General features: G+C 65.3%; 13 protein-coding genes, 2 tRNA genes, 1 pseudogene and 1 riboswitch. Of the genes and pseudogenes, 9 read left to right on the forward strand and 7 right to left on the reverse strand.

All coding sequences use genetic code 11. The features are described 5' to 3' along the window. The first annotated feature begins 78 nt into the window (after positions 1 to 78). From PSRA_RS02985 to PSRA_RS02995, 3 genes are all read left to right on the forward strand, one after another. On the forward strand, positions 79 to 2,067 hold the full coding sequence (locus PSRA_RS02985) for a SpaA isopeptide-forming pilin-related protein (protein WP_094660419.1): 1,989 nt from the start codon (positions 79 to 81) through the stop codon (positions 2,065 to 2,067). A gap of 159 nt (positions 2,068 to 2,226) precedes the next feature. Beyond that, the gene (locus PSRA_RS02990) at positions 2,227 to 3,291 is read left to right on the forward strand and encodes a class C sortase (RefSeq protein ID WP_094660420.1); all 1,065 of its coding nucleotides are present in this window, start codon (positions 2,227 to 2,229) and stop codon (positions 3,289 to 3,291) included. A gap of 105 nt (positions 3,292 to 3,396) precedes the next feature. After that, positions 3,397 to 4,221 carry a zinc ribbon domain-containing protein gene (locus tag PSRA_RS02995; protein WP_143516310.1) on the forward strand — a complete coding sequence of 275 codons (825 nt, stop codon included), beginning with the start codon at positions 3,397 to 3,399 and terminating at the stop codon, positions 4,219 to 4,221. A 132-nt stretch (positions 4,222 to 4,353) separates the two neighbouring features. On the opposite strand, the gene gdhA is transcribed toward PSRA_RS02995, so the two are convergent. The 5 genes from gdhA to PSRA_RS03020 form a co-directional block, all read right to left on the reverse strand. Next, positions 4,354 to 5,700 carry an NADP-specific glutamate dehydrogenase gene (gene gdhA, locus PSRA_RS03000; protein ID WP_094660422.1) on the reverse strand — a complete coding sequence of 449 codons (1,347 nt, stop codon included), beginning with the start codon at positions 5,698 to 5,700 and terminating at the stop codon, positions 4,354 to 4,356. Between the two features lie 625 nt (positions 5,701 to 6,325). After that, complete coding sequence (locus PSRA_RS03005) at positions 6,326 to 6,949, reverse strand: DUF4125 family protein (RefSeq protein WP_094660477.1); 624 nt, start codon at positions 6,947 to 6,949, stop codon at positions 6,326 to 6,328. A gap of 281 nt (positions 6,950 to 7,230) precedes the next feature. Next, entirely contained in the window at positions 7,231 to 9,288 is a 2,058-nt protein-coding gene (locus PSRA_RS03010) for a DUF4037 domain-containing protein (RefSeq protein ID WP_094660423.1), read from the reverse strand. 478 nt (positions 9,289 to 9,766) lie between these two features. Beyond that, positions 9,767 to 9,848, reverse strand: a tRNA-Leu gene (locus PSRA_RS03015). 87 nt (positions 9,849 to 9,935) lie between these two features. Continuing rightward, positions 9,936 to 10,008, reverse strand: a tRNA-Thr gene (locus PSRA_RS03020). 311 nt (positions 10,009 to 10,319) lie between these two features. Here PSRA_RS03020 and PSRA_RS03025 point away from each other — a divergent pair. From PSRA_RS03025 to rho, 3 genes are all read left to right on the forward strand, one after another. Then, the gene (locus tag PSRA_RS03025) at positions 10,320 to 11,447 is read left to right on the forward strand and encodes a mannose-1-phosphate guanylyltransferase (RefSeq protein WP_094660424.1); all 1,128 of its coding nucleotides are present in this window, start codon (positions 10,320 to 10,322) and stop codon (positions 11,445 to 11,447) included. 163 nt (positions 11,448 to 11,610) lie between these two features. Beyond that, positions 11,611 to 13,308 (forward strand): glucose-6-phosphate isomerase, encoded by a 1,698-nt coding sequence (gene pgi / locus PSRA_RS03030; RefSeq protein WP_094660425.1) that lies wholly within the window; start codon positions 11,611 to 11,613, stop codon positions 13,306 to 13,308. A 492-nt stretch (positions 13,309 to 13,800) separates the two neighbouring features. Continuing rightward, positions 13,801 to 15,843 (forward strand): transcription termination factor Rho, encoded by a 2,043-nt coding sequence (rho, locus tag PSRA_RS03035; protein ID WP_094660426.1) that lies wholly within the window; start codon positions 13,801 to 13,803, stop codon positions 15,841 to 15,843. 483 nt (positions 15,844 to 16,326) lie between these two features. On the opposite strand, the pseudogene thiC reads toward rho, so the two are convergent. Then, positions 16,327 to 18,267: pseudogene (gene thiC, locus PSRA_RS03040) on the reverse strand (phosphomethylpyrimidine synthase ThiC); the annotation flags it as partial. 189 nt (positions 18,268 to 18,456) lie between these two features. Further along, positions 18,457 to 18,565: riboswitch (TPP riboswitch) on the reverse strand. 210 nt (positions 18,566 to 18,775) lie between these two features. Between thiC and PSRA_RS03045 the strand changes: the two are divergent. From PSRA_RS03045 to PSRA_RS03055, 3 genes are all read left to right on the forward strand, one after another. Next, positions 18,776 to 19,249, forward strand: coding sequence for a hypothetical protein (locus PSRA_RS03045; RefSeq protein ID WP_094660427.1), 474 nt, complete (start codon positions 18,776 to 18,778; stop codon positions 19,247 to 19,249). A gap of 882 nt (positions 19,250 to 20,131) precedes the next feature. Then, positions 20,132 to 20,476, forward strand: a complete 345-nt coding sequence (locus PSRA_RS03050; RefSeq protein WP_245834864.1) for a chorismate mutase — start codon at positions 20,132 to 20,134, stop codon at positions 20,474 to 20,476. 91 nt (positions 20,477 to 20,567) lie between these two features. After that, positions 20,568 to 21,578, forward strand: coding sequence for a serine hydrolase (locus PSRA_RS03055; RefSeq protein ID WP_094660429.1), 1,011 nt, complete (start codon positions 20,568 to 20,570; stop codon positions 21,576 to 21,578). A 134-nt stretch (positions 21,579 to 21,712) separates the two neighbouring features. On the opposite strand, the gene valS is transcribed toward PSRA_RS03055, so the two are convergent. Continuing rightward, on the reverse strand, positions 21,713 to 24,460 hold the full coding sequence (gene valS, locus PSRA_RS03060; protein WP_094660430.1) for a valine--tRNA ligase: 2,748 nt from the start codon (positions 24,458 to 24,460) through the stop codon (positions 21,713 to 21,715). Positions 24,461 to 24,890 lie beyond the last annotated feature (430 nt).

Here is a 24,890-nt window from a genome sequence, read left to right on the forward strand (position 1 = left end):
GGCGGCCGTCGGAAACGGGCGCCCGTGGGGAAAGGATTGAATCTGGTTCCCCTAGTAAGAGAAGACCAAGGAGAGAAAATGAAAGCCATAAGCTCCTCCATTACGAAGGTCGTGGCGCTCATCGCCGCGATGATTGTGGCACTCGGCACGTTCGGCCTCGCCGCCGCCCATGCCGATGGCTACGACACGAGCACGATCACCAACCCGGCCGATACCGGCACGATTACGATCAACCCTGTCGATACGCAGACCCGTAGCTTCAATGGCTACAGGCTCGCCTCTCTGAAGAATGTGAAGACGGATTCGACCGGCACGGCGCTGGAGTCCTTCACCGTGGAGACCAACAGCAAGTACACGGCGGTTATTGAGGATGTCATGGGCCAGATCACGGACACCACGAAGAACGCCACGCTGCTGGCAGGTTTCAAGGCCGATGCATCGTATTACAACACCAGCGTGACCCCTAATATCGACAACCCGCTGGGCTATATCGCGGCCACCTACGGTGCAGTGAGCGAGACGGGTTCGTCGTGGGGCGGCGATAAAGGCGATGGCAGCAAAGACACCGTCATGCGTCAGTTCGCCGACAAACTTTCGGCGGCGCTTGCAGCCGACACCACCACGTATCCGGCCGACGACACGATGACCACCGGTGAGAACAAGAACGTGCCGCAGGGCCTGTACCTCATCACCGAGACCACGAACCTTGCCAACGCCACCACTTCTGCCATCACCGGCGCGGCCGTGAACTCCGCCCCGATGATCGTGTCGACCACCTACACGCTGACCGATTCCGCCGACACCTCCACGACCGTCAACACCGGTGTGGGCACCATCAACCTCAAGGCCACGAGCCCGACCATCACCAAGCAGCTCACCAATGGCAACACCACCAATGCCAACCCGGACTTCTCCATCGGCGACGAGGTGGACTACGAGCTGACCGCCACCATCCCGTCCTACACGGGCTATGACATCGATACCACGGGCGGGGATAACACCGAGGCCAAGGCCAAGGCCCGCGTGCTTAAGATCTACGATGAGGCCGAGCCCGGCCTGACCATTGATTCTGTGGACTCCGTGACCGTGACCCCGGACGGATCCTCCACGGCCACCAAGCTGGTGAAGGATACCGACTACACCGTTGAAACCAGCACTGATTCTGATTCCACCGACAGTTACAAGGGCGGTACCAAAACAGTCATCAATCTTGCGAACTACGTGAATATGCGCGCGGGCACGGTTTCCGCCAAGCAGGGCACCGTCGCATCCGGCGGCACCATCACCGTCACGGTCAAGGCCACGCTCAACTCCAAGGCAAAGGTCTCCGACGCCACCGCACAGACGCCGAACAAGAACAAGACGAGCCTCGGCTACTCGCATCAGCCGAACAAGGTGACCGATGAGCACGTGCAGCCCGGCGGCGAAGTGAACGTGTACACGTACAAGTTCCAGATCACCAAGAAGAACCGCAAGGGCGATACGCTCCCCGGCGCCCAGTTCGTCATCAAGAACAATGCTGACAAGTACTTGGCATGGTCCGGCACCGCATGGACCGAGCTCGCCGCCAAGCCGACCGCCGCCGCGCAGACCTCGGCCGCCCCCGCGGACCAGTCAGAGCCCAATGCCAAGGGCATCTTCTACTCGAGGGCCGACGGCACCGTTTCCCTAAACGGCCTCAAGGCCGGCGAGTACACCATCGAGGAGATCGCCTCCCCGAGCGGATACCTCAACGCCCTGCTGCCGAGCTTCCCGGTGACCATCACCCCGACCTACGAGCAGGATTCCTCTACGAATCCATATGCCAACGATGCGGCTAAGAAGGCCAGCTGGGGTGACTACGAAATCACCGCGCTGACCATCTCCAACGGCAAGGATTCCAACGACCTCGTCACCGCATCCGACAACAATTCCGGCAATGTGGACGTGACCAACGTCACGTCCGTCACGCAGCTGCCGAAGACCGGTGCCGCGGGCATCGCGTTCTTCGTGATCGTGGGCGTCGCCCTCATCGGCGCCGCGGCCCTCTTCGCCGTGCGCGCCCGCAAGGCACGTCAGGCCGTCTGATATCGGATTCGTCTGACGTAGGGTCGTGGGATCGCAAATCCTAAAAGACCCCATGCCACCTCATAAGACCCTGGAAGGGACGCGGCCCCAGGCCCCGCCGCTTCCAGGGTCTTATGGTTTCCGGAGTACCCTTGGAGCGAAAAGGAAGGACGGTCGACGATGCATCTGCCGTGGCAAGACCGTGGTGCGTCCGCGCGCCATTCCCGTGCCGCCGTCGCGTCGGCGAAGGAATCGTCGGAAACCTCCGCCTTCCTTCCCGAGGTCTTCGGCCCCGACTACGTCGCGCGCAAGGAGCGGGCGCGCGCGGCGCAGCGGCAGGCGCGCATCTTCACCGCCATCGCCGTCATCTGCCTCGTCGTCGGGCTGGTCGTCATTGGCTACCCGTACGTGCTGCAAGGCATCGACATGCGGCGCCAGGCGCAGATCGCCGACGATGCGAACGACGCGGTGTCATCGTGGCCCTACCCCGAGGCCGAGGAGGCCATCGAGGCGGCGCAGGCCTATAACGCGGCCCTCGCCGCCAGCGGCCAGCCGCATATCGGCGAGGAAGCCGACCCTTTCTCCAGCGCGTCCGGCCAGTCCAGCGCCAACGGGAGCAACGACTCCGCCTCCGCGCAGGACGCCACCTACATGAGCCTTCTCAACGCTTCGAACGACGGCGTCATGGGCTCCGTCGTCATTCCCAAGATTTCGCTCAACCTGCCGATCTACCACGGCACGAGCTCCGAATCCCTGACACGCGGATCGGGGCATCTGTACGGCACGTCGCTTCCGGTGGGCGGAACCGACACGCATGCCGTGCTCACCGGTCATCGCGGCATGGTGAATGCGCTGATGTTCACGCGCATCGACGAGCTCGTGGTCGGCGACGATTTCTACATCTCCGTCATGGGCGAGACCCTGGCCTACGAGGTGGACGCCATCACCGTGATTCTTCCGACCGAGGGCACCAAGTACCTGCGCGTGCGCCCCGGCGAAGACCGCGTGACGCTCATGACGTGCACGCCCTACGGCGTCAACACGCACCGCCTGCTGGTCTCCGGGCACCGCGTGTCCATGCCGCAGCCGGCGCCGTACCCGCAGGATGCGCGCCGCGACACGAAGCTGATCGCCTGGGCGGCCGGCTTGGGAACGGGCGTCGTGATGATTGCGGCGTGGGGTGTGATCCGTCGGCGCTCGCGGTGGATGCCGGTGCACCACGCCGCCGTCTGGAGGCGGCTGTAGCGGCGGTTGGCTGTAGCGGAGCCGCGGGGTGCGGGGTGTGCGTTCAGCGCAGGATGGGATTCCTGCCGACGCCCTCGACGATGCCATAATGGAAGCATCACTTGTATGGAAGGGGAGTATATGGCACTGTGCCCGAGATGTAATGCGCCGATTCTGGACGGCGCGTCGTTCTGTACGTCATGCGGTCTCCAGCTGCCGCCGATTGCCGATCCGAATGACGTCGCCGCGGCGAGCCAGGCGACGGAAGAGGCGAAGGTCGCCTCGCGCGAACGCGTTCGGCACCGTGCCGAGGCGCGGAACATCAGGTTCCGGAACCTGTCCGATTCCATCGATAACAAGCTGGGCGGTTCGCCCCAGGCCTTGTTTACGCCGTCCAGTTCCGGGTCTTCGACGGCGTCCGGCGTGCCCGCGGCACAGGGAACGACGCAGGGAACCGCGCAAGGAACCGCGCCGCGGATGGATGTGACGCCCCATAGCCTGGAGCTCGTCCGTTCGCTCGGGCGCTCCATCCGTCTGGACTGCGACGGCGTGTTCGTACGGTGCCGGACCTACAGGTATGGAAGCTGCCGGACCTGCATCTCCGTTCCGATTCGCGCCATCTCCTCGGTGGGCATCGCGCGTCGATTCAGGGTCTGGCTGTTCATCCTAGGCCTTGTGATGCTGGCCGGGGCGGTGCTGTGCTTCTCCGAGGGCATCGACTCCGCGGGTGGCCTCGTCCTGCTGGGAATCCTGCTTCTGTTCCTCGCGGTAGGCACCATCTGCAGTGCCTTCATCAAGATGCTCGAGATTCGGTATGACGGAACGGCCATCAGCATCGGAACATGGGGAGCGACGCTGAGCGAGATGCAGCCGTTCATCGACGATCTCAACAAGCAGGTGGCGCAGGACGAACTGATGTGCCGCTACGGCGGCGTCATGCCACGGCGCTGAGATGGTGCGGCGCTGAGAATTGGCATCGTCTGGCGCAATCGTTGAAAAATCGTCGGGAAAATCGTGGAAAAACAACGGGGCCGTGCACCCACCGAAGGATGCACGGCCCCGTTCGCTATGCGCGATGCGGCGTCACAGGATGCCCTGCGCCACCATGGCGTTCGCCACCTTCTCGAAGCCGGCGGCGTTGGCGCCCAGCTGCAGGTCGCCCTCGTGGCCGTAGCGCTTGGCCGCGTCGAGCGAGTTGTGCACGATGCCCACCATGATGTCATGCAGCTTCGTGTCGACCTCCTCGAAGGTCCAGGAGAGACGCTCGGAGTTCTGGCTCATCTCGAGCGCGGACGTGGCCACGCCACCCGCGTTCGCGGCCTTCGCCGGGCCGTACAGCACGCCGTTGGCCTTGTAGACCGCGATGGCCTCCGGGGTGGACGGCATGTTCGCGCCCTCGCACACCACGGTCACGCCGTTGGCGACGAGCGTCTTGGCGGATTCCTCGTCGATCTCGTTCTGCGTGGCGCACGGCAGGGCGATGTCGCCCTTGACGGTCCACACGCCCTTGCAGCCCTCGTGGTACTCGGAGCCCGGCACGCGGTCGGCGTATTCCTTGATGCGGCCGCGGTGGCCGAGCTTGATGTCCTTGACCACGTCGAGGTTGATGCCGTTCGGATCGTAGACATAGCCGTTGGAATCGGAGGCCGTGACGACCTTCGCGCCCAGCTCCTGCGCCTTCTGCGTGGCGAAGATGGCCACGTTGCCGGAGCCGGAGATGATGACGGTCTTGCCGGCGAAGCTGTCGTTGCGCAGGGTCTGCAGCGCCTCCTGCGTGTAATAGCACAGGCCGTAGCCGGTGGCCTCGGTGCGGGCGAGGGAGCCGCCGAACTCCAGGCCCTTGCCGGTGAGCACGCCGGAGTACTGGTCGCGGATGCGCTTGTACTGGCCGAAGAGGTAGCCGATCTCGCGGCCGCCCACGCCGATGTCGCCCGCCGGCACGTCGGTGTCGGGGCCGATATGGCGGCACAGCTCGGTCATGAAGGCCTGGCAGAAGCGCATGACCTCGGCGTCGGACTTGCCCTTCGGGTCGAAGTCGGAGCCGCCCTTGCCGCCGCCGATCGGCAGCGTGGTCAGCGAGTTCTTGAGGATCTGCTCGAAGCCGAGGAACTTGATGACGGATTCGTTCACGGACGGATGGAAGCGCAGGCCGCCCTTGTACGGGCCGATGGCGCTGTTGAACTGCACGCGATAGCCGCGGTTGACCTGTGGCTTGCCCTCGTCGTCCACCCAGGCGACGCGGAACTTGATCACGCGTTCGGGCTCGATGAAACGCTCGAGCACGGCGTTGGCTTCGTACTCGGGGTGGGCTTCCACAACCGGCTGGAGGGTTTCGAGGACCTCACGCACGGCCTCGAGGAATTCGGGCTGGTCGCCGTCGCGGCGCTCGGCCTGCTCATAGACACGCTTGACATAGTCGTTGGTGAACAATGTCTTTCTCCTTTGCTTCTAAGCTGCGGCGCGGATGCGCATATCCGGGTCGCGTTGCGATCGCCGGGACGCCTTGCCAGTCGTCATCGACACTCCCCGGCGGGCGGTGCGGTCGCTGAAAACATGGTAAGCCACCGTTCGTGGATTGAACATGGCTTTTGCCGACTTTTTTGCAAATTTTCGGGTTCCGTGCGGTGCGCGGTGCGGATTTCGCGGGATTTTGCGCGGTTTTCGGCGGTTCTGCGCGAGGGTGCGGCGCGTGGCGGAGCGGGGCTGCCGCGTTTCACATTGTGACGAAGTGGTTCTTTCTGCTGGGTGGGGCGGGTTCCTTTTACTGGCGGGGCGGGGCCGGTTCGGGGTCTGGAGAGGGTCGAGATGGGTTTCGGCGGGTGTGGCGGCACCCGTTTAAGGCGGTTTTGGGGTGGTTTTTGACGATTTTCCGGTTGAAATGGCGTTCGGCGGGTGTGGTGGCACCCACTTTGGGCGGTTTGGCCCGGTTCCTTTTAACAATGTGATGGCTTGCGGACAGAAATCGTACGATTGTGCCGTCAAAACCCTGTTTTGTGTCCGTTTCCCATCACATTGTTGCGGGAGGCGGTGGCGTTCGGCGGGTGCCGGCGCGCAGTCACGCCGCGGGCTGGGCGTGCTCGGCTTCGTCGAGGGAGGCGAATCCGCCGAGGAGGACGGTGTTGTAGATCGTGAGCTCGGTCAGGTTGCGGCCGAGGCGCACGTCATCGTCGATCATCGCATCGTAAAGGTCGAGAGTGTGCTGCGAATACGTGCCGAGTTCGCCGCGCAGGTAGGTTTCGAAACTCGTGGCGTCGCGCGTGTCGTCACTGGTGCGCAGGCGGCGCATGCCTGCGCCGAGGCGCGGATAACGTGCTGCGAAATCCGCAGCCCACGCCACCTGCCGGGCGATGATGCGTTCCTGCTGGGCGGTGCGCGCCTCGCCGATCGCGGGCAGGAACGGCTCGAGGCGCTCGCGGTAATACACCGGATCGGTGGATGCCATCATGCGCGCGTATTTCTCGGTGAGCAGGTTGCGCCCCTCGGCCGCCGCGCCGCGCAGATCCGCGAGATAGCTCGACTTGAGGTCCTCGGGCCACGTGAGGAACTGGCTCAGGCGCATCTGGTGGAACACCGGCCAGTTGCCTTGGCACGCCGCGCGTCCGCCTTCGTTGTTCACATCCTGGAACTGCTTCCATTCCTCGCGCACGATTGCCTCGACCAGCGGCGTTCCGCCGGGCATGCCGATGCGACGGTCCGGGTCGAGCCGCGGTGACGCGGCGTCGTCGGGTGTCGAGGCGTCGGCGGGCGTTGGCGAGGCGGGCATTGGTGCGTCCGGCGCTGTGCTTTTCGACGATTTTTCTTTCGACGATATGCGCTTCGCCATGTCCGCTGCATCCGCAGCGTTCCCGGAATCCGCGCCAGCGTCATGTGCCAGAACATCCGGTTCGTCGCCGATGCCGCCGAAATCGCTGACGAAGGCATCGTCTTTCTCATCGTGGCGATGCCCGTTGGCCCATCGTGTCATCGTGTTTCCTCCTTGCTTCCCGCGCCGCCGTTGCCTGCGCCGCCCTCGAAGCCGCCGCCTCCGAACGCGGCGCGCATGAGCTCCTCGACGTAGGGGCGATGCCAGTCGAGGAAGGTTTCGTCGGAGCGCGTCAGGCCCATGACGCGCAGCGTGTGCACGATCTGCCGGCACACCGAATCGACGAGCGTGGCGGCGCGGTCGGACAGCGGGTCGGCGGCCGTCAGCGCCTCGAGCTCGGCGCAGACGCCCGTCAGGCGCATGCCGGGGCGCTCGCTGAGGCGCCGCAACGCCGCGAACTGCCATTTGTAATACGGCATGTAACCCACGGGCATCGGGTTGTTCAGCAGGAAGACCAACGATGTCACCGCCGTGCAGAATTCCGCCACGCACAGGTGCGCAGCCGGGGCGTCGCCGCGGCGCGCCATGCGCGGCAGGTTCGCCTGACCGGCCTGCGCCGCCATGCCTAGGCGCTGCGAGACGCGTCGTAGGATCTCGCCGTCCGGCATATTGCGGAACGCCTGGCGCGCATGGCTGAACGCGCCGACCGGATCGGCGAACACGCGGCCGTTCGTGGCGGCGGCGAGCGTCGGCTCGTCAAACGTCACCCACATGCGCGGGTCGTCGGGAGCCTGCGCGAGGCCCGTGACCGATTCGAAGAACTCGCCGATGCGGAACACGCCCACGCGCTTGCCCGCGCGCGGCGTTTCGAGGCGCGGGCCGAAGCCGCGGAAGGTGCGTGGCAGCGCGTCGTAATCGGATTGCAAGCGCACGCCGAACGATGCGTAGTCCTCGTCGGTCAGCCAGATGCAGAAGCCGGGGCCGAAATCGTGGTCGCGGCTGATGGCATCGTCGAAGCCGTAGCATTCCGAGCCGTGGCCCACGAGGCCGGCGGCGATGCGGCCGCGTACGTCGGCGTAGCGGCTGGCGATCATCGGCTTGCCGCATTCCTCCCAGTAGGCGCGCGCGAGGTCAAGGCCGGTGATGGTGTCGACGATTGTGGCGGGTGCGGGGGAGGGGGAGGTGTCGGGGGTTGTGTCGGGCTTTGCTTCGGGTACGGTCGTTGCGTCGGTGGTTGCGTCGCGTGTGGCGGCGGGAATATCGTGCGCCATGCCTTGCGCGGCGCTCGCCTTGTCCGGCGCCTTGCCCATCGCCTCGGTCACGGCGGACAGATTGTCGCGCGTCACGCGGTAATACTCGCTGTCGGCGCCGTAGCGCTCGCGGATGATGCCGAGCGCCGTCGTGTAATGCCGCTGCGCCTCCGGCAACTCGCCGCGCATGAAGTGGACCTGCGCCTCGGTGGCCTCCGCCGCCGCACGATGCGCCGAATCCAGCCCCGTTGCGTACATCGCCGTCGCCGTCGTTGCGTGCTTGAGCGCCTCGTCGAGGCGGCCCAGCGACAGCAGGCTGAGCGCGAGATTCGCATGCGTCGAGGCGATGTCGACATCGGCGGGGGAGTGAGTGGCGGCGTTATCGTCCGCGCCATCATTGGCCTGCGACCCCAGGATTGCCAACGCCTTCGCAAACTCCTTCACGGCCTCGGCGTGGCGATCGGTGTCTTGGTAGAGCAGCGCGAGGTTGTTGTGCAGCGCCGCGAGCTCGCGACTGCCGGGCGTGAGCGTCGACTCCGCCTCCGCCAGCGCCTGGCGATACAGGTCCTCCGCCTGCTCATAGCGGCCGGCGGCGCGCAGCTCGGTCGCCGCGTTGATCAGCGTGGCGGTGAACTCGGGCGTGCCCTCGAGGCCGAGCGACAGCGCGAGTTCGATCGACTGCTGCACGAGCGGCAGGTTCTCGTCGTGGCGGCCGCGCGACCGGTAGAATCCGATGAGCTCGGCGAGTACGGCGAGGCGGCCGCGCGCGTCGGCGAGGTCGTCGGTTTGCGCGAGCGCGTCGAGGAGGAACGATTCGACCGCGTCCGTGCGATGGCTGGCGAAAAGGCCGTCGAGCGCCGCGTGGAAGCGCGGGATGTCGAAGGTGCCGGTGGGAGTGACGAGGGTTTCGGTGGAGGCGGGGGTGTTGGTGGGGATGTGGCCCGCGGCGGTGCGGTTGTCGTTCATGACTCCAGTGTACGTTCCGCGGCCGTCCGTCTCGCGATGCGCGGCCTCTGCGGAACAATGTGATGGCTTGCGGACGCAAATCGTGTGATTGTGCCGTTCGGAGCCCGTTTTGTGTCCGTTTCCCATCACATTGTTGCGGAAGAAGGCGGCGTCCGGTCGGGTCTTCCGCTGGTTTGGCGTTCGGCGGGTGTTGCGGCACCCACTTTGGGCGATTTTGGGGTGGTTTTGACGATTTCAGGGTCTGGAATGGCGCAAAGTGGGTGTCGGGACGCCCACTTTGGGTGGTTTGCCGGGTTCCTTTTAACAATGTGATGGCTTGCGGACAGAAATCGTACGATTGTGCCGCCAAAACCCTGTTTTGTGTCCGTTTCCCATCACATTGTTGCGGGAGGCGGTGGCGTCCGGCGGTGTTTCGGACCGGTTTGGCGTTGGGCGGGTGTTGCCGCGCGCAGTCGCCCCGCCGCCCCGGATAAACAAGTGCGCGAGAAGGGACTTGAACCCTCACGTCAAAAGACACAGGAACCTAAATCCTGCGCGTCTACCGATTCCGCCACTCGCGCTGCGCATGGAAAGATCTGAAAGAACCCCCATTGCATTGAAAATCTCGTGCACGAAAAAATCCCGGTCAATCGGCCGGGATTTCAGGGAGCCACTTGGCAGAATCGAACTGCCGACCTGCTCATTACGAGTGAGCCGCTCTACCGACTGAGCTAAAGTGGCATGCCGCGCTCGTAGAAGCGCCATGCACAGTTAACAAAGCATAATGCTTTTTCACGATTTGTCCAATCGAGAATAGAAAGTCGCTTGGGAAACACTGAAAAGACGCGAAAATCGTCCCATTTTCGCGCGTGTCGCGCGGGCAGGACGGAGCGGCGGCGGGCAGGACGGGGCGCGGCGGGCGAGACGGCGCGGCAGGACAGGACGGGACGGGCGCGGCGGAGGCCGACACAGAGCATGCGCCGAGGCAGCGGAACTCGCTTCCGCGCATGTCGAGGCGCGCGGCGGGGCACGCGGTGTGAGAAGATGGGCGCATGACTGGCGAAAAGATTGACGACTTCTACGCAATAATCCCCGCGGGCGGCGTCGGCTCGCGCCTGTGGCCGATCAGCCGCAAGAACAGGCCGAAGTTTCTCTACGATTTCCTTGGCTCGGGCAGCACGCTGATTCAGTCCACCTACCTGCGCCTCGTGGCGCTGGCGGGCGAGGGGCACGTGGTCGTGAGCACGGGGGAGAAGCATGTGGACGCCGTGCGCGAGCAGATCCCGGCCCTCGCCGACGACGCCGTGTTCGCCGAGCCCGTCGGCCGCGATTCCACGGCCGCGATCGCCCTGGCCACGGCGATTCTCGCGCGTCGCCACGGCGACGACATCGTGGTCGGCTCCTTCGCCGCGGACCACGTGATCCGCGACCAGGCCGCCTTCGCGAAATCCGTGCGCGAGGCCGTCGCCGCCGCCCGCGCCGGCTACGTGTGCACAATCGGCATCGCGGCGTCGCGTCCGTCCACGGCCTTCGGCTACATCCGCAAGGGCGACTCGCTCGCATCGTCCGTCCCCGACGCGCCCGACGCCTTCACGGTGCGCGAATTCGTCGAGAAGCCCGACGCCGCCACGGCGCAGGCCTATCTCATCACCGGCGACTACCACTGGAACGCCGGCATGTTCGTCATGCGCGCCCGCACGCTGCTCGACCGCCTCGCACAGTACAAGCCGCAGATGGCGCAGCAGATCGCGCAGATCGCCGATGCCTGGGACACGCCGCGCCGCGCAGAGACGATGGCCTCCGTATGGCCCGCCATCGAGAAAATCGCCTTCGACTACTCCATCGCCGAGCCGCTCGCCGCGGAAGGCGGCGTCGCGATGGTCCCCGGCGGCTTCGGCTGGGACGACATCGGCGACTTCAACTCCCTCGCGGCGCTGCTGCCAAGCCACAACGCGCAGAACATCAAGCTTCTCGGCGACCCCGACAACCTCGTCCAGCTGGACTCCGCCGGCGACGTCATCGTGACGGAGGCGGGCCGCACCATCGCGCTGCTCGGCGTCAACGACATGGTGGTGGTCGACACGCCCGACGCGCTGCTCGTCGCGCCCCGTGCGCGCAGCCAGGAGGTCAAGGCGATGGTGGCGAAGCTGCAGGAGATCGGCCGCGACGATATCCTCTGACATGCGGGCGGCGCTCCGAACGATTCCACGATTCCCTCCTCTGGCGCAACCCATTCCACGCGCCCGCGCCAGGGGCCTGTTCTGTCCTTTGCGTGAGTACATTATTGAGAGGAACGTTTAGGGCCCACAAGCCCTCAGTGACCATAAGGAAAGGACCAGCATAATGGCCATCAATCCTCCTATCGACGCAACGCAGACCCCGGCGTGGGCCGCCCTGCAGAAGCACTACGACGAGCTCCAGTCCGAGGGCATCAGCCTCCGCAAGTGGTTCGCCGAGGATCCGCAGCGCGCCGAGAAGCTCAGCTTCCAGGCGGGCGACCTCTACTTCGACCTCTCGAAGAACCTGATCAAGCCGGAGACCCTGCAGCTGTTCGCCGACCTCGCCAAGGACATCAAGCTCGACGAGCGCATCAAGCAGCAGTACACGGGCGTGCACATCAACAACACCGAGGACCGCGCCGTGCTCCACACCGCGCTGCGTCGTCCGGTGGAGGATGAGGGCAAGTACATCGTCGATGGCCAGGACACCGTCAAGGACGTGCACGAGACCCTCGACCGCATCTACGCCTTCGCCAACAAGGTCCGCTCCGGCGAGTGGAAGGGCGTCACGGGCAAGACCATCAAGACCGTCGTGAACATCGGCATCGGCGGCTCCGACCTCGGCCCGAACATGGCGTACGAGGCCCTCAAGGCCTACGCCGACGCCGGCATCTCCGCCCGCTACGTCTCCAACATCGACCCGACCGACCTGGCCGAGAAGACCAAGGACCTCGACCCGGAGACCACGCTGTTCATCATCGTGTCGAAGACCTTCACCACCCTCGAGACCCTGACGAACGCCCGCTGCGCCCGCACCTGGCTGCTCGACACCCTCAAGGCCCAGGGCGCCATCGACGGCTCCGAGGAGTCCAAGAAGGACGCCGTGAAGAAGCACTTCGTGGCCGTCTCCACCGCCCTTGACAAGGTCGAGGCCTTCGGCATCGACCCGACCAACGCCTTCGGCTTCTGGAACTGGGTCGGCGGCCGTTACTCCGTCGACTCCGCCGTCGGCACCTCCCTGGCCGTCGTGCTCGGCCCGGAGCGCTTCGAGGACTTTCTGCGCGGCTTCCACGCCATCGACGAGTACTTCGCCACCACGCCGTTCGAGAAGAACGTGGTCGCGCTCATGGGTCTCATGAACGTGTGGTACGTGAACTTCTTCAAGGCCGCCAGCCACGCCGTGCTGCCGTACAACCAGTACCTGCACCGCTTCCCGGCCTACCTGCAGCAGCTCACGATGGAGTCCAACGGCAAGTCCGTGCGCTGGGACGGCACCCCCGTCACCACCGAGACCGGCGAGATCTTCTGGGGCGAGCCGGGCACCAACGGCCAGCACGCCTTCTACCAGCTGATCCACCAGGGCACCCGCCTCATCCCGGCCGACTTCATCGCCTTCGTGAACACGAAGAACCCGACGAAGGACGGCGACCAGGACGTGCACGAGCTGTTCCTGGGCAACTTCCTCGCCCAGACCAAGGCTCTCGCCTTCGGCAAGACCGCCGACGAGGTGCGCGCCGACGGCGAGACCCGCGAGGACGTCGTCCCGGCCCGCGTGTTCACCGGCAACCGCCCGACCACGTCCATCCTCGGCGACGACCTGACCCCGTTCGCGCTCGGCGAGCTCATCGCCCTGTACGAGCACATCACCCTCGTCGAGGGCACCGTGTGGGGCCTCGACTCCTACGATCAGTGGGGCGTCGAGCTCGGCAAGGTCCTCGCCAAGCAGATCACGCCGGCCATCTCCCAGGATGACGACGCGCTCGCTGCGCAGGATCAGTCCACGCAGGGCCTCATCAAGTTCTACCGCGCGCATCGCCGCTAAGGCGCGCGTCGCGGCATGCCATGGCGGCTTGTCGTGACGGCATACGATATGCCGTGCCGTCATGCATACGATGACGCCATCGCATGCTGAGGCATCAGGGCCCCGGAGGAATCCGGGGCCCTTTGTCATGCCTGCGCGGCGACATTCGCATAAGACATTCGCATAAGGCGCGGCTTCCGGAGGGCGCGCGCATCGTGGACACGCCGTATATCGTGCATCTTTCCCGTCTCCGGCGCTCATCCGCGTGGCGTGCAGCTTGCATTGGTCGCCGGCTGTTATTATTGTGTCTGACAGCTCAGGAGTTAGGAAGCGCTTCGAGGAAGCTTCATTCACATCCATTTATCTGATTGACATGGTCTTCGGGCGTTCGTAGCACAGCACTCGGCTCCTGGCACAAGAGGCGGAATGGTTTCTGCCTCGGTATCTTATGGAAATTCCGGCATCGCAATGACGATATTCGCATGGCCGGGAGCAGCGAAAGGTACATCGGAAGTGGCAGATAGCCAGAATCTTTCAACAATGACGGTCGCGGAGCTCCGTGAAAAGGCCAAGGATATGGGCCTGAAGGGCTTTACCGCGCTGAGGAAATCCGACTTGGTCTCGCTTGTGGCCTCTGCGCAGGAGCAGGGCGACTCGCAGGCCAGCGCGGTCTCCGTCGCAACCCAGGCGATGGCGGCACAGGCTTTGGACGAATCACCCAGTTACGGGAGCTCCGCTCAGGGAGGGATGAGGAAGAGCCTGCCGCTTCTCGATCTTCCCGAGCCCAGGAACCGCACGCGTGAGGACAGCGCCCAGACCTCCGAGGCCACGCGCGACGACAGCGCCGGCGAGGTGCGTGTGCCCCGCTTTGCAGGCGCGCGCCGCGTGACCCGCGACGCAGGCCGCCCCACGCATGACGATTCCAAGAACGCGCACACCGAGACGCGCGACCGTGGCGCCTCCCTCCAGACCGGTCAGCTCGACCTTGACCTCGATCTGCCGCGTCGCCGCCATCGCAACGCGGAGAACCGCGGCGAGAACCGCCGTCGCGTCAGCGCAGCCAGCGAGCTCGACAACATCCTCGCGAGCCTGCCGAGCCGTTCCGGCGAGCAGCCGGTGCCCGGCCCGCAGGGCGGCGACCAGCGCCGTGCCCAGCGTGGCGATCGTGACACCCGTGACGCCCGACAGGACCGTGCCATGCGCGACAACCGCGACCGCCGCGGCATGCGCCAGGGCCGCATGCGCGACGACCGCGACGAGCGAGCGAATCGTGACAACCGCATGGACCGCCAGGGCCGCCAGGGCCGCGACCGCTACGCCGACAGGTCCGACCGCTTCGACCGCCAGAACCGCGACGACCGCCGCATGCGCGCCGACGAGCGTCAGGACAACCTCGTCGCCGTCGCGGGCATCGTGGACGTGCTCGACTCCTACGCGTTCATCCGCACCTCCGGCTACCTGCCGGGCCCGAACGACGTGTATGTGTCGATGAGCCAGGTGCGCAAGTACGGTCTGCGCAAGGGTGACGCGGTGCGCGGCTACACGCGCGCCAACAATAACAACGACGGCGGCAACAATCGCAACAACCGCAACGCGCACCAGAAGTTCGTGCCGCTGCAGTCCCTCGAGACCATCAACGGCATGAGCGTGGAGGAGGCGGCGCAGCGCCCGCAGTTCAGCAAGCTCACGCCGCTGTATCCGCAGGAGCGCCTCAGGATGGAGACCACGCCGAACCGCCTCGTCGGCCGCATGATCGACCTGTGCGCGCCGATCGGCAAGGGCCAGCGCGGACTTATCGTGTCTCCGCCGAAGGCCGGCAAGACCATCACGCTGCAGCAGATCGCCAACGCCATCACCACGAACAACCCCGAGGTGCATCTCATGGTCGTGCTCGTGGACGAGCGACCCGAGGAAGTCACCGATATGCAGCGCACGGTGCAGGGCGAGATCATCTCCTCCACCTTCGACCGTCCGGCCAGCGACCACACCATCGTGGCCGAGCTCGCCATCGAGCGCGCCAAGCGCCTCGTGGAGCTGGGGCAGGACGTGGTTGTGCTCCTCGACTCCATGACCCGCCTCGCGCGCGCCTACAACATCGCGGCGCCCGCCTCCGGCCGCATCCTGTCGGGCGGCGTGGACGCGCAGGCGCTGTACCCGCCGAAGAAGTTCTTCGGCGCGGCGCGCAACATCGAGAACGGTGGCTCGCTGACGATCATCGCGTCGGCGCTGGTGGAAACCGGCTCCAAGATGGACGAGGTGATCTTCGAGGAATTCAAGGGCACCGGCAATATGGAGCTGCGCCTGTCGCGCGAGCTCGCCGAGAAGCGCATGTTCCCGGCCATCGACATCAATGCGTCCGGCACGCGCCGCGAGGAGCTCATCACCGATCCCAAGGAGCTCATGATCATCTACCGCCTGCGCCGTGCGCTCGGCGGCATGGAGGTGGAGCAGGCGTACAACGCCATCGTTCCGCGCATGAAGAAGACCGCGTCCAACCGCGACTTCCTCGCCGCGCTGGCCTCCGGTCAGAATCCGGCCGCCGTTCCCTCCGCGTAAAGGCTGAGGTCGGCTGGGGCTGGCTGGGGCTTTGGCCTAGGGTTGGCCCGAGGCTGGCTCCGACGATTGCGATATCCGCCCACTTTTGCGGTCATGTGGCCGCAAAAGTGGGCGTTTTGCGTATGGCGGGCGGTTGGTGGTTGCGGTAATGGGGTAGTTTTGCGGTGAGTTGGCCGCAAAAGTGGGGTGATGCGGTGGTTTGGAGGTTGGCTGGGCGGTTGGTGGGCAGCGCCTCGGTTGGGAGATTGGTTGTCGGTGCCGCGATGCCGCGGGTATGGAAAAGGCCTGCGGGAAGGCAGTCCCGCAGGCCATAAGATCCGCGCGGCGGAAGAAGGGAACCGCCGGCAGGTCTATGCGACGCGACGCCGGGCAGGGCTCGCGTCGCACGTCTGTGTTTTCTGTTGTGTTTTCCGTTGTGCGGCCGCGGTTATGCGGCCGCGCGCAGTGTGCACGATGTTCACGATGTTCGCACGGAGAGCGGGACTATCGTGACGATTTCGGGGACGCGACCTTGCGGAAAACGCCGCGCTGGACGCCGCCCGTGCCCGCGCCAGCGCCGAGCCCAGCGCCAGCTCCATCCCACGTCATGCCGCCGACGCCGGCGCCCGCCGCGTTCTCGCCGAGCACCTCGTCGGCGAGCCGGCGCTGCTCCGTGGCGCCGCCGAACTCGCTGCGGATGTTCTGCGAAATCGCCATCGAGCAGAACTTCGGCCCGCACATCGAGCAGAAATGCGCCGTTTTCGCGGCGCCTGCCGGCAGAGTGTCGTCGTGGTAGGCCAGCGCGGTGTCCGGATCGTACGAGAGGTTGAACTGGTCGTCCCAGCGGAATTCGAAGCGCGCGCGGCTCATCTCGTCGTCGCGGCGGCGCGCACCCGGATGGTGCTTGGCGATGTCCGCGGCATGCGCGGCGATCTTGTACGTGATGACGCCGGTCTTGACATCGTCCTTGTTCGGCAGGCCCAGGTGCTCCTTCGGCGTGACGTAGCACAGCATGGCCGTGCCGTAGCGCGCGATTTCCGTGGCGCCGATGGCGGACGTGATGTGGTCGTAGCCGGGCGCGGCGTCGGTGGTGAGCGGGCCGAGCGTGTAGAACGGCGCGCCCTTGCACAGCGCCTTCTCGATCTCGATGTTCATGCGCACGGTGTCGAAGGGCACGTGGCCCGGGCCTTCGATCATGACCTGCACATCGTGGTCCCACGCGCGCTGCGTGAGCTCGGCCAGCGTCATGAGCTCCGCGTACTGCGCGCGGTCGTTCGCGTCGGCCAGGGAGCCGGGGCGCAGTCCGTCGCCGAGCGAGAAGCAGACATCGTATTTCTGGAAAATCTCGCACAGCTCGTCGAAATGCGTATACAGGAAGCTCTCGCGGTGATGCGTGAGGCACCACTGCGCCATGATCGAGCCGCCGCGGGACACGATGCCCGTCACGCGGTTCGCGGTCAGCGGCACGTAGCGCAGAAGCACGCCCGCGTGGATCGTCATGTAGTCCACGCCCTGCTCGCACTGCTCGATGACGGTGTCGCGGAACAGCTCCCAGCTGAGCTTGGACGGGTCCTCCTGCACCTTCTCGAGCGCCTGGTACATCGGCACGGTGCCGATCGGGACGGGGGAGTTGCGCAGGATCCACTCGCGTGTGGTGTGGATGTCGTTGCCGGTCGAGAGGTCCATCACCGTGTCGGCGCCCCATTTCGTGGCCCAGCGCAGCTTCGCCACCTCTTCGTCGATGGAGCTGGTGACGGCGGAGTTGCCCATGTTCGCGTTGAGCTTCGTGAGGAAGCGCTCGCCGATGATCATCGGCTCGGCCTCGGGATGGTTGATGTTCAGCGGCATGACGGCGCGGCCGGCTGCCAGTTCGGAGCGCACGAGCTCGACGTCGCAGTCCTCGCGTGCGGCGGCGTAGCGCATTTCCGGCGTCACGATTCCGTGGCGCGCATACCACATCTGCGTGACGGGGTGTTTGGTCTCGCCGGTCTGCGGATCGGTGGCGGCGCGTAACGGGGCGCGCTTGGCGCCGCGCCATTCCTTCGATGCCTCGCCGCGCTGCTCGGCGCGACGGCCGTCGTCGGCGAGGTCGCGGGCGCGGCCCTCGTAGGCCTCGGTGTCGCCGCGGTCGGCGATCCACTGCAGGCGGATGGCGGGCAGGCCGTCCTTCGGGTCGGTCTGCGGGCCCTCGGTGTTGTAATCGTAGAACGGGGCGTTCGGCTTCGACGGCACCGTGCGACCGCTGGCGAGTGTGAAGCTCGGCGTGTCGCTGAGCTTGATTTCGGTGAAGGGGATCTCGAGGTCGTAGGAGCCGGAGGCGTTCTCGAAATGCACGGGGCGTGTGATGCGCTTCTGCACGGCGTCGCGACGGGAGCTGCCGCGGGCCTGGTCGTCGACCTTGTGCTGCTTGGCGAAGCGCTTCGCGTCGGCGGGGTCGACGCCGTTCGCGCCGCAGGTGCATTCATGCGCGGAGGCGGCGTTGGCATCAGGTGTGCCGTCGGCGGCGGTCGCCACGGATTTCGCTGCCTCGAACGCGGCCATCGCGCGGGCGACGTCCGGAGACGCGGGGACGGCGGGGTCGGCAGGGTTGACGGAATCGGAACCGAATTGAGATGTGGGGAACTGCTGAATAGGCATAAGAAGCCACTCACTTCCTTCGCACGCATTGACGTGACAGGTTCGGCCGGTGCTCAGGACGTTCATCCTGATCTCAGCCCCTTTTGGGGCGCCCGGGTGTTGGACATTTGCGAGTATGACATGGAGGGTTGACAGCCGCGGCGCGTGTTTTGTGCGGCGAGCGGTGTGCGCAGCTGGCGGTGTGCGAAGCGCAATGTGAAAGGCGGCGTTTGGAAATACACCACGATTGTGAAAATCGTCATACGATGGGACTATCGATGCGCGCCGCTCAGTGCGTCGCGCCGTCGGGGAATATCGGAGAGACGTTTGGAGAGACATGACCGATCAGAAAACCGAGTACGAGGCTGATTTCGAGACCGATCGTGACATCGTGGAAGAGCGGACCGGGCGGGATAGCCGGCCTACGCCGGAGCGCGCACCCGGTTCCGATGGCGAGCCGAACCGCCTGATCGCGCGACTATGGCTGGCGGTGGCCGTGCTGTGTGCCATCGAAGCCGGCATGCTCGCGGCGAACGGATACGGCTGGGGAATCGTGAACGACCCCACCCTGCCGGCAAGCCTTGTCGGATCCGTTGTGCTAATTAGCGCGATGGTGCCGCTGGCCCTTGCCGTTGCGTTGCTGTCGCGCCGGTATCTTGCGCCCAGCGGCATCGCGTCCGTCATGGTTCTGGTGGCGCTTGCCGTGTCGGCGGTGTATATCCCTGGTTGGAACACCACCACGATTCACATGCTCGCCTTCGTCGCCGCCATACTCTGCGCCGCCGAGACCTACACCCGCGCTTTCGCCTAAGGGCGCGCCTGGGTTTCGGGCCTTTGTGCGCGAGAGCCGGCGGGTGGGCTCCGGTGCGTGAGATTCGGCGTGGGGTCCGGCGACGTCGGAAGCCCATACCAGTGTTGTCGTTTTTCATAACGGTGGTACGGCTTTCGGACCGATTCCCATCCGCACGCTTCCTCGCGAATTCAACAGTGCCTCTCACTGGCAGGGCGGTGACCAGTGAGGGCGACTGTTGGTGGGGAAGCCTAGTGTTTTCAGCGATCGTTCGTCCGACAGTGCCTCTCACTGGCAGTGTGGCGACCAGTGAGACCGACTGTTGGTGGGGAAGCCTAGTGTTTTCAACGATCGTTCGTCCGACAGTGCCTCTCACTGGCAGGGCGGTGACCAGTGAGGGCGACTGTTGGTGGGGAAGCCTAGTGTTTTCAACGATTGTTTTCTCAACGGTGCCTCTCACTGGCACTGTGGCGACCAGTGAGACCGACTGTTGGCGGGGGCATCGTTGGGAATGGGTGGGTTTCTGGTTAACGATGCCTCTTACTGGCAGTGTGGCCGCCAGTGAGAGGCATCGTTGGCGGGTGGAGAGGATGGAGCACGGGGCGGGCACCATCTCCGATAACAAGTGGTACGGATTCCGGACCGTCGTGGCTTGTGAGACTCGCGTGGTTTCCCGGCTCGCGTGGTTTATCTGGCGTGCGGGTTTACGCGAACGGCGCGGGGAATGGGTAAGCTGGGCGTATGAGTGAAACGACTACGGGCGAGTGGCCTGAGGGCCAGAGCAATTCCTTCCAGCATGATGAATCCGCCGCGACGCGCACCGATGCGCGCTCCGGCATCGCATCCGTCGCGGCATCCGCCGCGGCATCCGCATCCGCCACGCCGACCGAGCGCACGACCACGATCGAGTCGGCCGACACTCCGCGCACGCATGCGGCGGTGAAGCAGATCGAGGCGTTGCGCTCCACGATCGACAACATCGATGCGGCCGTCATCCACCTGCTCGCCGAGCGTTTCAAGGCCACGTCGCGCGTCGGCGTGCTCAAGGCCCAGGCTGGCTTCGCCCCGGCCGACCTGCAGCGTGAGGAACAGCAGATCGAGCGTCTGCGCAGCATCGCCCGCGACGCGGGTCTCGACATGCAGATCGCCGAGATGTACAAGCAGTTCGTGGTCGAGGAGGCCAAGAAGCGCCACCAGCGCATCATCGACGCCGGTGGCGATCCCGGCACGCTCGACGTCTACGCCTGATTGCACGGAAGGGTGACGCCGCGCCGTAGAATAGGGTCCCGTCACTGCGTCGCAACGGCGCCGATTCCAGCAGAGAGCATTCCGAGGCAAGATGAACAGAGCGTATGGGCCTTCCGATGGTCCCGAACAAGACGATGCACGATTTTCCGACCCGTCATCCGAATCGTCGGCCGGCCCCGCCAAGGCGGCCTCCCACGCCCGTCGCCGCCATCCCGCGCTCATCGTCATTGCCATCGTCATCGTCGTGGCGCTGGTCGTCGGATGCGGCCTGTACACGCGCTACCGTATGACGCGCAACGGCGCCGGAGCATCGTCGGAGGCCGCGGCCGCTACCGAAACCCCCGACACTCCCACCGCTACCGAAACCCTCGACGCCGCCGACGCCGACCTCACGAAAGAAGCCCCCGTCCCCGAGCCATCCACCCCGCGCAACGTCGACATCACCGCCGACATGAAGCCGACGCTCGACTCCATCTTCGCCGGCGCCGACTACGCCGTCCAGGTGGTGAGCATGGCGAACGACGCCACCATCGTGAGCATCGACCCCGAGCAGCAGTTCACCGGCGCGAGCACCTACAAGCTGTTCGTGGCCTACTCCATGATCAGCGCCGTCGAAAACGGCACCATGACGTGGGACACGCCGTTCAACGGCCAGACGCTCGGCTCGTGCTTCGACACCATGATCGTCAACTCCGACAACGCCTGCCCTCTCGCCTGGCTCAACATGAAGAACCCGCTGACGGTGCAGCAGGAGATGCGCGACGCCGGCTTCATGAACTCCGGTTTCGCCGACGATTCCTACGTCACGGCCGGCGACCTCGCCGACTACCTCACGCGCCTGTACAAAGGCACGTTCATGGACCCGGATTCGCGCGCGAAACTGCTCGAGGACATGACGACGCAGGTGTATCGCTCCGGCATTCCGACGGGCATCGGCGAGCACGGCACGGTGGCTGACAAGGTCGGCTTCCTCTACGGGTTGCTCCACGATGCCGCCATCGTGTATTCCGACAAGGGGGACTATGTGATGGTGATCCTCACCGATGGGTCGTCGTGGGGCGCGATTGCGCAGGCCGCGGGCGCGATTTACGACGCGCTGTGAGCGCTGTGAGAGGCGGCGCTGCCAGAGGCGCGGATGGCGCATAAAACGGCGCATAGAACGTCGCATAAAACAAGGGGTCGCATGCCGGAGCATGCGACCCCTTTCGTATTCGTTCCGTATTCGGAAGCCCTGGCTTACTCGCCCTTCGGAGCCTTCGGGGCCTTCGGCTTCTTGGCCGGGGCCTCGCCGAGCTCGCTCGAGACGATCTTGACGCCGGTGATCTGGTCGTCGTCGGCATCGTTCGCGTGGCTCACGCTGTTGATCACGATCTTGCCGGTCACGTGGCCGGCCTCGGCGATGTCGGGCAGGGAGGACTTCACGAAGTTCGCACCCTCGTGGTCGACGTTCATCTCGGCCTTGAGGATCGGCGTCTTCATGGAGACCTTGGCCTCGGACTTGATCTTGCGCAGGGCGGCGAGGGCGCGTCCGGCCCAGTCGAGCTGGGCAGGATCGGCCTTGCCGGCGCAGGACGCGTAGTACGCGGCGTCCGGCCATGCGGCGCGGTGCACGGAACCGCCGTCCGCGTGCATCCAGCTCCACACTTCCTCCGTGGCGTACGGCAGGTACGGGGCGAAGAGACGGGCGAAGGCGTCGAGGCCCAGGCCCAGCGTGGTGCGGGCGGAGAGCACGTCCTCGGCGCTCGGCATCTCGTGCGTCGCGTCGGCCGTGCCATAGGCGCGGTTCTTCACGAGCTCGATGTAATCGTCGCAGAACTGCCAGAAGAAGGTCTCGATGAGGTCGAGCGCCTTGGCGTGATCGTAGTTCTCGAGCGATTCGGTGGCCTCGGCGATAACCTTGCCCAGCGCACCCATCGTGGCGCGGTCGAGCGCAACCGTCACGTTCGCGGGGTCCCACACGGCCTGCGCGGGCTCGCCCACATGGTGGTTCTCGTCCTCGCGGCCGATGGCGAGCGCGAACTTCGTGGCGTTGAGCAGCTTGATGGCGAGGCGGCGCCCGATTTTCATCTGGCCCTCGTCATACGTGGCGTCGACGCCCAGGCGCGCGGAGGCGGCCCAGTAGCGCACGGCATCCGCGCCGTACTTGTCGATCGGCTCGTTCGGAACAACCACGTTGCCCTTGGACTTGCTCATCTTCTTGTGGTCCGGATCGAGAATCCAGCCGGAGAGCGTCGCGTGCTTCCACGGCAGCACGCCGTTCTCGAGATGCGCGCGGTCGATGGTGCTGAACAGCCAGGTGCGGATGATGTCCTGGCCCTGCGGGCGCAGGTCCATCGGGAACGACGCGTTGAAGAAGCCGTCCTCGCCGGGCTCGCCCCAGTGGGTCACGATCTGCGGGGTGAGCGACGACGTGGCCCACGTGTCCATGATGTCCTTCTCGGCCGTGAAGCCGCCGGGCTGGTCACGCTGCTCCTCGTCGAAGCCCTCCGGGACGTCCTGCGTCGGATCGATCGGCAGATCCGCTTCCTCCGGGGTGATCGGGTGCTCGTAATCGGTGGTGCCGTCGGCGTTCACCGGGTACCACAGCGGGAACGGGATGCCGAAGTAGCGCTGGCGCGAGATGAGCCAGTCGCCGTTGAGGCCCTCGACCCAGTTGTTGTAGCGCACGCGCATGAAGTCGGGGTGGAAGTCGAGTTCCTTGCCGCGCTCGAGGAGCTCGGCGTTCAGCTGCGGGTCGGTGCCGCCGTTCTTGAGGTACCACTGGCGCGAGGTGACGATCTCGAGCGGCTTGTCGCCCTTCTCATAGAAGTTCGTCATACGCTTCGTCGGGCGCGGCTCGCCGTCCAGATCGCCGGACTGGCGCAGCGCCTCGACGATGATCTTGCGGGCGGAGAACGTGGTCTTGCCCTCGAGCTGCTGGAACAGGCCGATGCCCTCCGGGTCCTCGAGCCAGTCCGGCACGCTCATGATGATGCGGCCGTTGCGCTGGATGATCGAGCGGGTCGGCAGATGCAGGTCGCGCCACCACTCGACGTCGGTGACGTCGCCGAAGGTGCAGCACATGGCGATGCCGGCGCCCTTGTCCATCTCCGCGGCCTTGTGCGCGAGAATCGGCACCTTGACCTTGAACAGCGGGGAGTACACGTACTGGCCGAAGTACTTCTGGTAGCGCTCGTCGTCAGGATGCGCGATGAGGGCGCAGCAGGCGGGGAGCAGCTCGGGGCGGGTGGTCTCGATGTAGATCGGTGTGCCGTCCTCGAAGCGGAAGGCCACACGATGGTAGAAGCCATCGTATTCGCGGCTTTCGAGCTCGGCCTGGGCTACCGCGGTCTGGAACGTGACGTCCCACAGGCCCGGGGCTTCCTTCTGATAGGCCTCGCCACGGGCGAGGTTGCGCAGGAACGCCTTCTGGGCCACGCGGCGTGCGTGCGTGCCGATGGTGTTATAGGTCTGTGTCCAGTCGACCGACAGGCCCAGCGCGCGCCACAGGTGCTCGAACTGCGCCTCGTCCTGCGGGGTGAGCTTCTCGCACAGCTCGATGAAGTTCTGACGGGAGCAGGGCACCTGGTCCTTGGCCTGGATCTTCTTGCCCTCGGTGCCTTCGAACGGCGGCTTGAAATCGGGATCGTACTTCAGCGACGTGTCCACGCGCACGCCGTAATAGTTCTGCACGCGGCGCTCGGTGGGCAGGCCGTTGTCGTCCCAGCCCATCGGGTAGAGCACGTCGAAACCGCGCATGCGCTTGTAGCGCGCGATGACGTCGGTATGCGTATAGGAGAAGACATGGCCCACGTGCAGATGGCCGGACGCGGTGGGCGGCGGGGTGTCGATGGAGTAGACGGCCTTGCGGTCACGGGTGTTGCGGAAACGGTAGACCTGGGACTCCTCCCAGACCTTGCCCCACTTGTTCTCGAGGCCCTCGACCCCGACGCGATCGGGCAGCGGGGTCAGGTTCGCTGTGATGGATTCTTTTTTATCAGCCATAGCCGCCAGTCTAAGGATTCAGCGTGACATGAGACCGTTTCCGCTTCGCCCTCTCGCGGCGGGGACAGGTTCCTTTTAACAATGTGATGGCTTGCGGACAGAAATCGTGTGATTGTGCCGTCCGGAGGCCGTTTTGTGTCCGTTTCCCATCACATTGTTATGGGAGAGGGTGGCGTCCGGCGGTGTTTCGGTACGTTTTGGCGTTCGGCGGGTGTGTGGGCACCCGCTTTGGGCGGTTTTGGGGTTCCGGCGGGCGGTTTTGGGGTTGGAATCGCGCAAAGTGGGTGTGGTGGCGCCCACTTTATGCGGTTTTGGGGTGGTTTTGACGATTTTTCGGCCTGAAATGGCGTTCGGCGGGTGTGTGGACACCCACTTTATGCGGTTTTGGGGTTCCGGCGGGTGGTTTTGGGCCCGGAATGGTGCAAAGTGG

Source organism: Pseudoscardovia radai, from assembly GCF_002259605.1.
GTDB classification, from domain to species: Bacteria; Actinomycetota; Actinomycetes; order Actinomycetales; family Bifidobacteriaceae; genus Pseudoscardovia; species Pseudoscardovia radai.